The following is a 13,833-nucleotide window of genomic DNA, read 5'->3' on the forward strand; positions in this document are numbered from 1 at the left end:
ACGCCACATCGCTGCGTCGCTGCATTGGCACACAGCAAGCACATTGCACCGAGTGCATTGTTTTTATTGCACCGAGAGATTGCCCTCTATAGCATCGAAACGTCAAGTCGGCGGCGGTAGTCGCTGCAGAAATACGCAAGCGCAGAGGCGCATGAGCGCAATAGGGGGCAGGCACGATGACGTCCATCGCGTACGAGGACGAGGGCGACGGCGACGGCGACGGCGGGACACTCGTTCTCATCCACGGGCATCCCTTCAATCGCTCGATGTGGCGCCCGCAGATCGATTATTTCCGCGCGGCCGGATGGCGGGTTATCGCCCCGGATCTCCGCGGCTACGGCGAAAGCCCGGCCACACCCGGAACGACCCGTCTGGAAACCTTCGTACGGGACGTCGCCGGCCTGCTCGATGACCTCGAGGTCGAGCGTTTCGTCCTTGGCGGACTGTCCATGGGCGGGCAGATCGTCATGGAATTCCACCGGCAATTCCCGGACCGGATAAGGGCCCTGCTGCTCGCCGACACCTTTACCGCCGCGGACACGGACGAGGGCAGGGCCGTCCGCCGTACGACAGCCGATCGCCTGCTGCGTGAGGGCATGGGCGGCTATGCGCACGAGGTGCTGCCCAAGATGGTCTCGCCGCGGAATATCGAGGCCCTGCCGGATGTCGCCCGCCATGTCCTCGCAATGATGCAGAGCACCTCCCCCGAGGGCGCCGCCGCGGCACTGCGCGGCCGGGCCGAGCGGCGCGATTACACGGAATTGCTGCCGGACATCGAGGTTCCGACATTGGTCGTGGTGGGCGAGGAGGACGAATTCACCCCCGTAAGCGATGCCCGGATCATTGCGGACCGGGTACCCGACGCCACGCTCAAGGTCATTGCGCAGGCGGCACATATGCCGAATCTGGAACGGCCCGACGAGTTCAATGCGGCGCTTCAGGAATTCCTCGAGGCCCTGCCGCCCGAATCCCCGGCAGGACCGGCGCATCGATAAATCGTCGGTGAACCGGTGGACCGCTTGACCGGTGAACCCGTAGCCGCTCAGTGGGCGTCGTAAATTCCGCGATAGTGCCCCAGCGCCGTCTCGCGTACCTTCCGGTCGCTCCAGTGCGCGAAGCGGGACGGAGCCAGCCGGTCCGGGTCCACCAGGGGCCGTCCGGCGTCCAGGAGGAGGTGGGCCAGGTGGCGGCCGACGCCACCGGCGTGGGTGAGCCAGCCGGCCACCGCGCACCAGAGGCCGGGGGCGGCGGGGACCGGGCCGACGAGGGGAAGTTCGTCGGGGGTGAGGGCGAAGACGCCGTTGAGACGGCGGCGCAGCGGCGCCTTCCGGAAGGCGGGGACGAGGGCCAGTGCCTCGGCGATCACGGAACCGAAGTCCGTTGCGCGGAAGGGGCGTTCGGCGCCTTCGAGGCGGGCGGTGGGCTCCAGGGGGAGCGGGGTGTGCGCGTAGCTGCCGAGTCCGTAGCGGCGGCCGTGCCGACGGGTGTAGACGGCGTGGTCGGGGTAGCGCACAAGGGGCGCGTCGATGGGGGTGTCGTCGAGTTCGGGGCGTTCGGCCGTGAAGAGGTAGAGGTGCTGAACTTCCACCATCGGCAGCCGTACGCCGGCGTCGGCGGCCGGCACCGGCCCCCAGATCCCGGTGGCGAGCACGACGCGGCCGGCCCGCAGCAGGTCATCACCGTCCGCCCCGCTCCGTACGCCGACCACCCGGCCACGGTCCCACTCCAGTGCCCGTACGGGCGTCCGCCGGCGGAACCGGGCGCCGGCCCGCTCCGCCGCGGCGACCAGGGCCTCGGTCAGCGCCACCGGGTCGGCGGCGCCGTCGGAGGGGATGTGCAGACCGCCGAGCGCCCGCTCTCCGTCGACCAGAGCCGGGGCGAGCGCCGCCGTCGCCGCCGCGTCGAGCACCTCGGCCTCGATGCCCAGCCCGCGGCCGTGTTCGACGTCGTCGTGGGCCTGCGCCAGGCGCGCCTCCGTCGTGGCCACTTCCGGACAACCGACCTGCCAGAACGCCGGGTTGTCCGCGGCGGCGGAGAGCGCCCGGTAGGTGGCGACGCTGTCCTTGGCCAGTACGGCCAGTTCCGGCGTGGCGCTGAGCTGCCCGACGAATCCGGGGGCCAGGCCGGTCGAACCGGGCAGCGTCCCCCGGTCGCGGGCGTCCACAACGGTCACCCGGTCGTGCCCCAGAGCGGTCAGATGATGGGCGACCGAGGCCCCCACCACTCCGGCACCCACGACCACTGTCTCTTCGGCTCCCATGCGCCCGCCTTCCCCTGATGACCACGCAGCTGCTGCCTGCCACCCTGACCAGCCCCCTCACCAGCCCTCGCTATCCGAATACCGGGGCGAATAAGGGGCACACGTCCTACGACCGAGGGAACGACCAACCGAGGGAACGACCAGGGGAACAACGCCCGTCCGCCCGCGTACGCGAGTGGTGACGATCCGGGGTCGGCGCACGACACCGGTACAGGGCAGCTGCGCGACAGGTGCAGTCCTTGTGCCACGTCGGCACACCATCCACGGGAGAACCACGCATGCACAGGCCCGCCCGCGACACCCACGACACCCGCGCCGTCCACGACACCGGCGACACCCGCGCCGCCCACGACTACGACCTGCTCGTCCGGGATTCCCAGCTGCTCGTCATCGACGACGCCACCGAGATCCCCGGCGGCTGGGTCGCCCTCCGCGACGGCCGCGTGGCCGCGGTCGGCGGGCCCGGCACCGAGCCGGCGGGCGTGGCACGTACGGTCTCCGCCGCCGGCCGCCTGGTCACCCCCGGCCTGATCAACACCCATCACCACCTCTACCAGAACCTCACCCGCTCCTTCGCCCCCGCGGTCAACGGCACCCTCTTCAACTGGCTCACCACGCTCTACCCGCTGTGGTCGGCCCTCGACGCCGAAGCCGTCCATCTCTCCACCTACGTCGGCATCGCCGAGCTGCTGATGGGCGGCTGTACGACCTCGATGGATCACCTCTACGTCCATCCGCGCCCGCGCCTGGTCGACGCCGAGATCCGTACGGCCCGGGAGGTCGGCTTCCGCTTCCACGCCACCCGCGGCTCCATGACCCGCTCCGTCGAGGACGGCGGGCTGCCGCCCCGCTCCGTCACGCAGACCGACGACGAGGTACTCGCCGACAGCGAACGGGTGGTGACGACCTATCACGACCCCTCCCCCGGAGCGCTGATCCGCGTCGCGCTGGCGCCCTGCTCGCCGTTCTCGGTGACCAAAGAGCTGATGAGGGAGACCGCGGAGCTGGCCGAACGGCTCGACGTACGGCTGCACACCCATCTCGCCGAGGACCGGGACGAGGAGGCCTTCTGTCAGGAGACCCATGGCTGCCGTCCCGTCGAGTACTTCGAGTCCGTCGGCTGGATGACCGACCGTACGTGGGTCGCGCACTGCATCTACCCCAACGACGAGGAGCGTGCCCGGCTGGCCGCGGCCGGCGTCGGCGTGGCGCACTGCCCCAGCTCCAACATGCTGATCGGCGGCGGCACCGCCGCCATCGGGGAGATGCGCGCACTCGGCATGCCGGTGGGCATCGGCTGTGACGGCTCCGCCTCCACCGACCACGCCTCGCTGTGGATGGAGACCCGCGGCGCCCTGCTGCTCGCCCGCTACCGCGGCGGTCCCGCGGCGATGGCCGCCCGCGACGCCCTCGACATGGCGACCCGCGGTTCCGCCCGCTGCCTGGGCCGTGACGACGAACTGGGCCATCTGCGGCCTGGTGCGTGCGGTGACCTCGTCGTCTGGAACACCCATGAGGTCGCGCTGGCCGGCTCGTTCACCGACCCGGTCGAGGCCTGGCTGCGCTGCGGCCCGTCCCGCGCCTGGACCACGATCGTCGCCGGTCGCGTCCTGGTGGACCGGGGCGAGCCCCAACTACCGGCCCTCGAAGAGAAGTTGCGCGAACACGCGCGGGTTGCCCGCCGTATCCAACGGCTGACGTAAGGACCTCGGCCGCCCCGAGAAGCGGAATTCTCGCTTCGAGAGGAGTGGTGAAGACTCGCGGCCATGGAACTCGACGATGTGCTGCAGGCGCTGACGGAGGCCGAGTCCGGCCGCCGGCGTCCCGAACTCACTCATGGTCACTACATAGTTGTGGCGTTCGACCCGGATGCGGCCTACGAGGAGGAGGACGACGAAGCGGACGAGGGAGAGGAGGAGGACGAGGAGGAGGAGGCCTGCGCCGGCGCGGAGGTGGGCAGGGCCTCATCCCTCTACGACGCGTTCGACGTGCTGTCATCCGCCGTCGAGGAGCTGTACGGCGACCACCGCGACCACGAGGTGGGCGGGGACGAGTACGAGGAATGGCTCGACGACCTCGCCGGCAACGATGCGCAGTACGCCCCACTGCTGCGCGCCATCCACTCACCGAAGCGACGCGGCCTCGCGTACTACCTCATGGGTTACGACGCTCCGATGGACATCGTGACGACGGACCTCTGGCGGGGCGCCTATCTCGGCGACGCAGCCGCCCAGTACCCCGGCGCACGCCTCGTCTTCCTCATCACCGCGGCGCCGCCCCACCACGAAGAGGCCTACGCCGTCCTCGAGCACCAGCCCACCGGCGACCCCAGCGACGCCGACCGCGCCCTGATGGAGGCCTGCCGGCACGGCGACCCCGCCGCCCTGTCCGCCGCCCTCGCGACGGGGGCCCACGTCAACGCCCTGGACGAGCGCGGCATGACCCCGCTCCACATCGCCACGGCACACCGGCATGTGACGGCCGTTACGGCACTGCTGGAAGCCGGGGCCGACCCCGCGCTCCAGGCCGCGTACGGCAACGCCCCGCACTTCGCCGGGCTGGACCGTAACGGGCGGGTCGGATCGCACGCCGAGGAGATCGAGGACGACGGCCACTGGCGGATCGTGCGCACCCTGATCGACGCGGGCGCCCCCCTCGATGCGGCCGACCGAACGGGCGCGACCGTACTGGACGCCGCGCTCGCCACGCTGCCGTACCCGGAGGGGGCAATACGTCATCTGGTCACCCACGGCGCCCGCAGCAACCGCCTGGCGGGCGTCTCGCTCAACGGCCTGTTGAACCGGCTGCCGTACCACGAGCAGCGGGAGCTGAAGGTGCGGGTGAACCAGGTGCGGTTCGTCCTCGAATCGGGCCCGGACGAGGCGGAGTTGGCGGGCGCCCTGCACGCGCTGCTGGGCAGCACCGGGTACTACGAGCGTGAGGTACCCGGCGAGATCCTCCTCGAACTGGTCGATCTGCTGGTGCGCCACGGCGTGCCCGACACCCCGGGGAACTATGGGCGCAGCGCCCTGGAAGAGGCCGAGAACTGGGTCACGCACGGCCACACCCACTACCGGCCGGTCGTCGACCGGCTGCGCTCGGCCGCCTCGCCGAGCACAACCTGACCGGCGGCCTACCAGACCCCCTTCGTCGACCGCCGGTACGTCGACCGCCGGTCGTCGATGGCGCCCCGGCGGTCGCCGTAGATGTTCTGCTGGACCTGCTCCTCGCGCAGGAAGTCGTGCGGGAAGCCGAGGGGCACGGCGCTCACCGCGTCGAGCCGGGCCAGGGCGTCGGCGTCGAGCTCCACGTCCAGGGCGGCGAGGTTGTCGGCGAGCTGGGACTCCTTGGTGGCGCCGATGATGGGGATGAGGGTGCCGGGGCGGCCGCGGAGCCAGGCCAGCGCCACCTGGGCCGGGCTCCAGCCGCCCTTCTCGGCGATCTCCAGGACGGCGGTGAGGGTCGCCTCCTCCCTGTGGTCCGCGCGGCCGTCCCCGTCCCCGTTGCCCAGGCGGCCGGTCTCGCCGCGGCGGTACTTGCCGGTGAGCTTGCCGCCCGCGAGCGGGCTCCAGGCCAGCACCGCCTGGTCGAAGGCGTGTGCCTGCGGGAGCAGTTCGCGCTCCGGAGTGCGCTCCAGCAGGTTGTAGCGCAGCTGCGAACCCGCGAAGGAGGTCCAGCCGCGGAGTTCGGCCAGGGTGCTGGCCTGGGCGATTTCCCAGGCGGGCCAGTCGGAGACGCCGATGTAGAGCACCTTTCCGGCGCGTACGAGGTCGTCGAGCGCCCGCATGGTCTCCTCGACCGGGGTGAAGTGGTCGCGAGCGTGCACCCAGAGGATGTCGACGTAATCGGTACGGAGCCGGCCGAGGCTGGACTCCACCGACCGGACGAGGCTCTTGCGGTGGCTGCCCGCCGAGTTCACATCTCCCGTGTGGGTCGCGCAGGTGTATTTGGTGGCCAGGACGAAATCGTCCCGTCGGCCGTCGAGCAGTTCGCCGAGAATCGTCTCCGACCTGCCACCCGTGTAGATGTTCGCGGTGTCGAGGAAATTGCCGCCCGCCTCCGCATAGGTGTCGACCATACGGGCGGCGGCCTCCTTGCCGGCGCCCCGGCCCCCGTCCACGTCCCCGCCGAAGGTCATGGCCCCCAGGCTCAACTCGCTTACCCTCAGGCCGGTCTTGCCGAACAGTGTGTAGCGCACCGTGTGTCCCTTCGGTCCCATCGTGTGGTTCCCGCCGCACCAGCCGTGCCACGGACCAGGTGGCAGTCCGGGTGCTGAGTGCGTGGCAGACGCTAGGGGCTGGAGCGCACTCCAGCGCAAGACTGCCGCTGCGTGGCGGTGGTCTGCCGCCTGGCTGCCAACCTCTCTGCCACCCCGTCCACCGGGCCGTATCGGGTGCAAGGGTCTTGGTCAGCGCCGGGCCGCAGAGTCTCCCCCGTGGCTCGGGCGGTCCGGTGCGTCAGGCCTCAACCACGCTTTGGGAGGAAGACCATGAAGACACTGCGCCGTGCCTGCATCGCCGGAGTGCTGACCCTCGCCCTGGGCGGCCTTGTCACCCCTGCCGCCTCCGCCGTCGCCCCGCCCGGCGGCGCGGACGTCTCGGCCACGACGGTGTCGGCCGCACTGAGCTGCCGTGCCGCCGACAACCACGGCGAGATCGCCGCGAAGTTCATCTCCCGCTGCAAGAAGGGATCCATCCGCAGGGAATTCCCCACCGACCGGCTGTCCCGTTCGCTCGGCGAGATCTACGCCGGCAAGCTGAAGGGTGATCAGGACGACGTCAAGGCCTGGAAGCTGCTGAACGACCGCCGGTTCGACAAGTGAGCAACAGGCGAGCGGCAGGTGAGCAACGGCTGAGAAATCAGCGGACCGTGGGGAACAGGTAACCCCGACCGCACAGGCCGGCAGCGACAGCGCGAGCCGGCCGCGAGCCGACACCGACCGGGCGAGGAGTCCGCCATGACCGGCATGACAGACAGGACCGTTCCCCATGTGGCGATTGTGCTGATGGAGGCACGCTCCGATACGGCGGACCGGCCGCCGCTGTTCCAGGAGAACTTCCTGCTGGTGCACGCGCCGGACGAGAAGACGGCGCGGGAGCGGGTGGAGCGCTGGGCCCAGGGGGCCGGGACGAGCTACCGCAACGACCAGGGCGAGACCATCACCTGGCGGCTGCGGACGATCGTCGACGTCAAGGAGGCCGAGGACACCGACCTCACCCAGGACGCCGACCTCTACACCCGGCACTTCCGGGACTACGCCTCCTACGAACGGTTCGAGCCGCTGCTCTCCGGCGAGGACATCTGAGCCCGGCCGACGGCCGACCTGCCCTCACCTGTCCCCCGTCCCCTGTCCCCCATTCCCTCTTCCCTCTTCCCTCACCCAAGTGGCCCGCCCCGCGTTGCCGGGGCGGGCCACTGCGCGTAGGCGGTTTCGCGTAGATGCCTTCGTGTGGACGGCTTCGCGTAGGCGAGACCCGGTGCGACTTCCGGTGAACCGAGTCGTCGGCCGCCGCTACGTACAGGGCGTAATCGGATGCCACCCGTGGGAGAACGCATGACACACGACACCCTCGCCCCGCCTCTTGCGGGGAAGCGCGACAACCCCTCGCTGGGCACGGTGCTCGGCACCGAGCTCGCCCGGAACCGCCGGGGCTTTGTGCCCTGGTACCACCTCCTCGCGCCGGTCATCATCACCGTCCCGCTCTTCCTGGGATCGCTCGGCTCCTCCGAGGCCAAGGCGGGCCAGACGTTCGAGGTGTTCCGCAATGTGACGCTGGAGTTCTGGGGCGTACTGGTGCCGATGACGGCGGGCCTGGCCGCGGCGCTGTCCGTCCGCGCCGACCAGGATGCCTGGCGGCTGCTGCTGTCGTACGGCGTCCCGCGCGGGCGCTATTTCGTCGGCAAGGTGGCCGCGCTGGGCGTGCTCGGCTTCCTTTCGTCCACGGTGCTGCTGGTGATGCTGTCGCTCGGCGCAATGCTCAGCGGCAAGTTCCCCGACGCCATGGGCACGGTCGTCGCCGCGGTCTATCTGCCGTGGCTGGTGGGGCTCTCGATGACCGCGCTGTCGGTGCTGGTCGCGGTGATGTGGGGCATGGGGCCCAGCATCGGGGTGGGTGTCGCCGGCCTGCTGTCCGGGGCGCTGATCTCCGACAAGGTCTTCTGGTACGCGGTGCCGTTCGCCTGGCCGATGCGGGTGGTGCTGCCGCTGGCCGGGATCGGACCCAACGGTGTGCCGCTGCCGAAGGACAGTCCGGTCACCGACCCGTCGGCCATTCCTCTGGCCGTTGGCCTGGCCGCCGCTCTGACCGCGGTCCTGCTGATGCTCGGCAGCCTGCACATGAACCGTAAAGAGATCTGAGCATGAGCCGCGAAGAGATCGCGAGGCGTAAGACCGGCCGCAAGAGCAGCCGTGGGAGCAGGCGTACGAGCAGCTGTGCGGCGAGCCGTACGACGCGCCGTATGACGAGCCATAAGGAGATCCGACGATGACCGCGATGACGCCGGGGTACTCCGGCATGCCGACCGGCCAGATGCCGACGGCCCTCAAGATCCGTGAGCTGCACAAGCACTACGGCGCGCACCGCGCCCTGGACGGCGTGGATCTGACGGTCCACGTCGGCGAGGTCTACGGCCTGCTCGGGCCGAACGGCGCCGGCAAGACGACCCTGATGAAGGCGCTGCTGGGACTGCAGCGGCCCACCTCGGGCAGTATCGAGATCTTCGACCGGCCGGTGGGGCGGGAGTCCCTGGCGGATGTCGGCGCGCTGATCGAGGTCCCGGGGCTGTGGCCGACGTTGACGGGTGACGAGACGCTGCGGGTGCATGCCAAGCTGCGCGGGGTGCCGAAGGAGTGGATCGAACCGGCGCTGCGGCTGGTCAAGATGACCGAGGCCCGGAACCGGAAGGTCGGGGCGTACTCCCTCGGTATGCGCTGGCGGCTGGGGATCGCCGTCGCGCTGCTGGCCAAGCCGCGGCTGATCGTGCTGGACGAGCCCACCAACGGTCTGGACCCGGTCGGTATCCGGGAAATGCGCGGGATCATCCGCTCGCTGGCCGGGGAGGGCGTGGCGGTGCTGATCGCCAGCCATCAGCTGGCGGAGGTCGCCCAGGTCTGCGACCGGGTGCAGGTGCTGGTGGCCGGCCGTACCCGCTTCGAGGGACCGCTGGCGGGACTGGCCCTCGACGGCGATGTGGAGGCCGGGTTCTTCCGGCTGCTGGAAACCGCGGATGCAGGGATCCGCTGATGCGGGACCGGCGTCGGAGAACGGCCGACGGCCCCGGTGGCACGCGCCACCGGGGCCGCCCGGACGGCCACCCGCAGGGCCGTCGGACGGCGTTTCAGCCGGCGCGGGCAGGCACCCGATCGGCTGGCCCCCAGCCGGCGGCCAGCGAGAGCAGTTCTGCCCGGCCGGTGACGCCGAGGTCGTCGTAGAGACGTCGGATACGGCGGTACATCGACCGCTCGGAACAGTAATGGCGCCGTGCGATCTCCGACACGGTCGCCGAGGTACAGAGCGAATGCAGCAGTTCCCGGTCACAGTCGGGCAGCGCGGGTGGCGGCCTGTGCGGTGCCGACGGGTGGTGCGGTGGCTGGGGGCTCTGCGGAGTCTGCGGTGGCTGGGGATTGCGCGATGGCTGGGGATTGCGGGGCTGTTCGGGGGCGGAAGCCGGATCGGGGGTGGCGCCACGAGCCGGACCGGAGGGCGGATCGAGCGCCGACCGGGCCCTGGCGACCGTATCGGCCAGGGCGGGGGCCGGGCCCCGTAACCCGTGCGACGACGGGCCGCGCGGTGCGAGGAAGGACTCCCTGAAGGCGGGGCCGCTGTCGTCCGCACCATGGTGGCCGCCGTGTTCGCCCGGCACGGACCGGAGCCAGGCGGCGGAGCCGTCGACGGCGCCGGCCACGCAGTGCGCCCGGCACTGCGCGTACAGCATGTCGATCTGGCGGTCCCCGGGGATGGCGAGGTTGAGCACAAAGTTCGCGCCGGAACGGATGGCGTAGTACGTCTGGTGACCCGAAACGTCGTTGGTGACGGCGACGAGCAGCGCGAGGGGATGCCGCACCCGTACGTCGCGCAGCCCCTCGGCCTGGAATTCGCTGGTGACGGGCATCAGGACCGGGAGGTCGAGTGCGATGCCGGGGGCGGTCAGATCCGCGTCCTCGACGAAATCGACGCGGTCCAGACCTGGGCGGAGCCCGCCGAGCGGAGAGTGTGGCGACTCGAATTGGGCCCGGAGGCCGGACTGGGCCAGAAAGTGAAGCCCAGTGGCCGACGAGGCGTGCTGATGCTGCATGGTCATGCCCCCCGTGTGGTGCGTTCGTGCGGTGTTCCTTTGGTGGTGTGTGGGCCGGCCGGCTCGGGTCAGTGAGCGGCGCGGCAGAGCTTGAGGGTCTTGCTGAGCACGGAGCCGAGGCTCACCTTGTCTCCGTCGTCACCGGAGGCGCGCAACGGCTCGATGGCGCGGTATCCGGCATTACGGGCACGGTCGTTGAGAGCGTAGGTGGTGCCGTCAGGGGCGGTGAAGACCGCCTGGTTGTCCTTACGACATTCGGCAATGCCGTGGTCGACCTTGAGCGGCCAGGTGTAGCCGAGGTTCTTCTCGCCCATCTTCTGCTTGGTGGCGGTCGGGCTGGGCAGCGGTACGGGGTCGGTGGTGTGCGGTTCGGTGCGGCCGCCGCCCCCACAGGCCGTCAGGCCCAGCAGCGCCAGCCCGGCCAGGGCAAAGACGCCGGCGGATCGCGTGGACCGGGCGGATCGGGCGGATCGGGTGGGTCCAGCTTGTCGGGTGTATGTGGTCACTTGGTGGCTGCCTCCCTGTCGGAAATGCCTGCGTGGTGGGACCGGGCTGCGCTGCTTGCCCTCCCTCATCTCCCGGAATGTGAAGGATTGGAGAGTCCTGGTGCGTGGGTCCCTCCGTCGGCGCACAGGAGCGCGGCGTAGCCGTCCTCGAGCGACGGCTCGACCGGGTGCGCCCCCGCGGGCGGGTCGGTGGTGACGATGCGGTACTCGGGCCCCTCCGCGGTGGTCACCGCGCTCACCACTTCCGCGCCGGGCGGCGGTCCGGCCGCCTTGAGGACGTATGTGCATCCCGCGGCCTGGCTGACCAGCGCGGCGGTGGTGTCGTGGAAGACCAGCCGGCCGGCGGTGAGGACGGCGACCTCGGGGCAGGTCTGGGCGACGTCGTCGAGGATGTGGGTGGACAGCAGGACCGTACGGCCGCCGCCGAGCCCGGCCAGCAGGGCGCGGAAGCGCATCCGTTCGTGCGGGTCGAGTCCGGTGGTCGGCTCGTCGACGATCAGCACGGACGGGTCGCCCATCAGTGCCTGGGCGATGCCGACGCGGCGCTTCATCCCGCCGGAGAACCCGGCCAGCCGCTCCCCCGCGCGGTCCTCCAGGCCGACCTCAGCGATCTTGGCCTCGACCTGGGCGCGGCGTGTGCGCTTGTCGCGGATGCCCTTGAGGACGCCGATGTAGTCGAGGAACTCACGGGTCGTCAGGTCGGGGTAGAGGGACAGTTCCTGCGGGAGGTAGCCAAGGGTGCGTTTGACGGATGTGAGGCCGTGGCTGGTGGACAGGTCGTGACCGGCGACGGTGACCCGCCCGGAGGTGGGCCGCAGTACGCCGGTGAGGATACGCAGCAGCGTGGTCTTGCCCGCACCATTGGCACCCAGGAGTCCGACGGTGCCACGTTCGATATGCAGATCGACGGCGTCCAGCGCGCGGCGGCCGCCGGGGTGGACCTTCGTCAGTCGCTCAGTGGTGATGTTCATGATGCTCCGTGTCGGCGTAGTCGGACGACGAGATGGCCGAGGGCGTAGCAGGTCGCGGCCATGGCCAGGACGAGGACGAGGTTCAACAGGGCGGCGGCGTCGGTGACTTCGGGACGCAGCGGGCCGGTCCCCTGCCGGTTGGCCCAGACCTCGGGGGCGTGCGCCCAGGCGACCAGCGGATAGCCGCCGAGCGGGGAGAGGACCGTGCCGGTGGCAGTGGGCAGCGGGGAGAACCGCGGCGGGAAGTGCAGGGCCCACAGCCACACCACGACCGTGACGGCGCGCGCCGCGGCGACCGGCATCAGCACCCCGAGCAGCCCGGCGAACGCGGTCACCAGGAGCGCGGCAGGCAGTACGGCGACCACCAGGGCGACGACCGTCGAGGCCAGTGGCGCGGCCGATCCCGCGGTCACCGAGATCACCACTCCGTAGAGGAGGAACAGGGCGACGACCGGCGCCAGTGCGGTCAGCAGCGGCCCGATCAGGGTCGCGGCCGTGCGCGCCGGCTGCTTGGCGGGGGTGGCAGTCAGCAGCTCGGGCATGCCACGCGCCTCGAGGGAGCGGCGCAGCCGGTCGGTGAGGGCGAGGCCGACGCCCAGGGTGCAGAGGGTGTTGACCAGCACGGCGGCCGCGCCGGCTCTGGCCGCCGGGTCGTGGTGTCCGGTGACGACGGGTGAGGTGGCGGCGAGCAGCAGGCTCAGCAGGGCCAGCGGGAGGACGGCGGCCCATACGGCCTTTCGGCGGGCGGCCATCAGGGCTTCGTAGCGCAGGGTCCAGATCAGGGTGGTCATCAGGCCTCCCCGGGGCCGAAGCGGGGGCCGGAGTCATGGCCGAGGCGGGTGCCCTGGCGGCCGCCGGGCTGAAGGGCGCGCAGCGCCAGCGTGGTCAGCCAGCCGCCGGCCAGCAGCGCGGGCACGGCCTGCGCTGCCCCTTCCGGCACCACCCGGTCGATCAGCAGGAGTTTGGCCAGGACGAGCGCGACGACCAGCCCGGTGGCGGCTGCGGCCGAGCCGAACCGTACCGTCGCCCACACCGCGCAGCCGCCGAGCAGGACCGTCAGCCCGGCCAGTTCGACGACGGTGACGGCGAGGTCGAGCCGGTGGCCGGTGGCGGCCAGTACGGCCGTCACGGCGGAGGCGGCGGCCCCGGTGACGGCGGCGGGCCAGGCCAGGCGGTGGGCGACGGTGCGCGCGTAGGCGGTGGGTAGCGAGAGATGGAGCTCGACCATCGACTCCCGGGCGACCACGGCCGCGCAGGCCAGGGCGGCGGCGGTGGGCGGCGCGCAGGTCAGCAGGGCACGGCCGAGCAGCATGCCGTCGCCGGCGCGCGCGGCCACCGCCCCATATGCCAGGAGGGCCGCCAGGACCGGCAGGACATAGGCCTGCCGCCCGCAGCGGCGGACCTCGTGGGGCCACCATGTCGCAGTGGTCATTGCGCACTTCCTCCCATGCGATCCCCGCGGACAGCGGGCGGTACGGACAGTACGTAGCATTCCGGCCCGCGGCGGTTCACGGGCGGGCGAAGCGGGGTCGCATGCGGCCGGCGCGGTGGTGCGCCGTGTGGTGGTTCGCCGGCGCGGCGCAGACGGTCGGGCGCGGCCGGTGCGGTGGTCCGCCGGTGCGGTGGTCCGCCGGTGCCCGGTTTCGCCCGCTTTGCGCGCCCCCCACCCCACCCACACACCCGCCCCCACCCCCCGGCACCCTCCCTCCCCCTACGGGGGCGGGGACGCTCATGAAGTCGCCCTCGTCCAGCGCCTGTTCGACGAGATGATGCTGGTGCTCCGCACCGGACAACCGATGAG

At 71.2% G+C, this 13,833-nt stretch carries 14 protein-coding genes; 7 read left to right on the forward strand and 7 right to left on the reverse strand.

The genetic code is table 11. The annotated features are described in order from the left end of the window. Nucleotides 1–176: 176 nt before the first annotated feature. The gene (locus tag AB0D04_RS25730) at nucleotides 177–995 is read left to right on the forward strand and encodes an alpha/beta hydrolase (protein ID WP_362707603.1); all 819 of its coding nucleotides are present in this window, start codon (nucleotides 177–179) and stop codon (nucleotides 993–995) included. A gap of 47 nt (nucleotides 996–1,042) precedes the next feature. Here AB0D04_RS25730 and AB0D04_RS25735 read toward each other — a convergent pair whose 3' ends face one another. Further along, nucleotides 1,043–2,260 (reverse strand): FAD-binding oxidoreductase, encoded by a 1,218-nt coding sequence (locus AB0D04_RS25735; protein WP_362707606.1) that lies wholly within the window; start codon nucleotides 2,258–2,260, stop codon nucleotides 1,043–1,045. 278 nt (nucleotides 2,261–2,538) lie between these two features. Between AB0D04_RS25735 and AB0D04_RS25740 the strand changes: the two genes are divergently transcribed. Continuing rightward, on the forward strand, nucleotides 2,539–3,963 hold the full coding sequence (locus AB0D04_RS25740; RefSeq protein ID WP_362707608.1) for an 8-oxoguanine deaminase: 1,425 nt from the start codon (nucleotides 2,539–2,541) through the stop codon (nucleotides 3,961–3,963). A 63-nt stretch (nucleotides 3,964–4,026) separates the two neighbouring features. Further along, nucleotides 4,027–5,385 (forward strand): ankyrin repeat domain-containing protein, encoded by a 1,359-nt coding sequence (locus AB0D04_RS25745; RefSeq protein WP_362707611.1) that lies wholly within the window; start codon nucleotides 4,027–4,029, stop codon nucleotides 5,383–5,385. Between the two features lie 8 nt (nucleotides 5,386–5,393). Here the strand turns inward: AB0D04_RS25745 and AB0D04_RS25750 are convergent, their stop codons facing one another. Further along, entirely contained in the window at nucleotides 5,394–6,458 is a 1,065-nt protein-coding gene (locus tag AB0D04_RS25750) for an aldo/keto reductase (protein WP_362707614.1), read from the reverse strand. A 291-nt stretch (nucleotides 6,459–6,749) separates the two neighbouring features. On the opposite strand from AB0D04_RS25750, the gene AB0D04_RS25755 reads away from it, so the two are divergent. From AB0D04_RS25755 to AB0D04_RS25770, 4 genes are all read left to right on the forward strand, one after another. Continuing rightward, complete coding sequence (locus AB0D04_RS25755; protein WP_362707617.1) at nucleotides 6,750–7,082, forward strand: hypothetical protein; 333 nt, start codon at nucleotides 6,750–6,752, stop codon at nucleotides 7,080–7,082. Nucleotides 7,083–7,217: 135 nt separating this feature from the next. Further along, a complete protein-coding gene (locus tag AB0D04_RS25760; RefSeq protein WP_362707620.1) occupies nucleotides 7,218–7,565 on the forward strand; it encodes a DUF4288 domain-containing protein in 348 nt (115 codons plus the stop codon). A gap of 249 nt (nucleotides 7,566–7,814) precedes the next feature. Next, the gene (locus tag AB0D04_RS25765; RefSeq protein ID WP_362707623.1) at nucleotides 7,815–8,618 is read left to right on the forward strand and encodes an ABC transporter permease; all 804 of its coding nucleotides are present in this window, start codon (nucleotides 7,815–7,817) and stop codon (nucleotides 8,616–8,618) included. 127 nt (nucleotides 8,619–8,745) lie between these two features. Beyond that, the gene (locus tag AB0D04_RS25770) at nucleotides 8,746–9,504 is read left to right on the forward strand and encodes an ATP-binding cassette domain-containing protein (protein WP_362707626.1); all 759 of its coding nucleotides are present in this window, start codon (nucleotides 8,746–8,748) and stop codon (nucleotides 9,502–9,504) included. A gap of 94 nt (nucleotides 9,505–9,598) precedes the next feature. On the opposite strand, the gene AB0D04_RS25775 is transcribed toward AB0D04_RS25770, so the two are convergent. From AB0D04_RS25775 to AB0D04_RS25795, 5 genes are all read right to left on the reverse strand, one after another. After that, a complete protein-coding gene (locus tag AB0D04_RS25775; RefSeq protein WP_362707630.1) occupies nucleotides 9,599–10,561 on the reverse strand; it encodes a hypothetical protein in 963 nt (320 codons plus the stop codon). A gap of 62 nt (nucleotides 10,562–10,623) precedes the next feature. Then, the gene (locus AB0D04_RS25780; protein ID WP_362707632.1) at nucleotides 10,624–11,061 is read right to left on the reverse strand and encodes a DUF2511 domain-containing protein; all 438 of its coding nucleotides are present in this window, start codon (nucleotides 11,059–11,061) and stop codon (nucleotides 10,624–10,626) included. Nucleotides 11,062–11,126: 65 nt separating this feature from the next. Next, the gene (locus AB0D04_RS25785; RefSeq protein ID WP_362707635.1) at nucleotides 11,127–12,032 is read right to left on the reverse strand and encodes an ATP-binding cassette domain-containing protein; all 906 of its coding nucleotides are present in this window, start codon (nucleotides 12,030–12,032) and stop codon (nucleotides 11,127–11,129) included. Then, on the reverse strand, nucleotides 12,029–12,823 hold the full coding sequence (locus tag AB0D04_RS25790; protein ID WP_362707638.1) for a hypothetical protein: 795 nt from the start codon (nucleotides 12,821–12,823) through the stop codon (nucleotides 12,029–12,031). Before AB0D04_RS25790 ends, AB0D04_RS25785 begins: the two co-directional genes overlap by 4 nt. Continuing rightward, complete coding sequence (locus AB0D04_RS25795) at nucleotides 12,823–13,464, reverse strand: hypothetical protein (protein ID WP_362707641.1); 642 nt, start codon at nucleotides 13,462–13,464, stop codon at nucleotides 12,823–12,825. The genes AB0D04_RS25790 and AB0D04_RS25795 overlap by 1 nt, the downstream gene beginning before the upstream one ends. Between the last annotated feature and the right edge of the window lie 369 nt (nucleotides 13,465–13,833).

The sequence above is a fragment of the Streptomyces sp. NPDC048483 genome (assembly GCF_040651455.1).
In the GTDB taxonomy this organism is placed as follows: domain Bacteria; phylum Actinomycetota; class Actinomycetes; order Streptomycetales; family Streptomycetaceae; genus Streptomyces.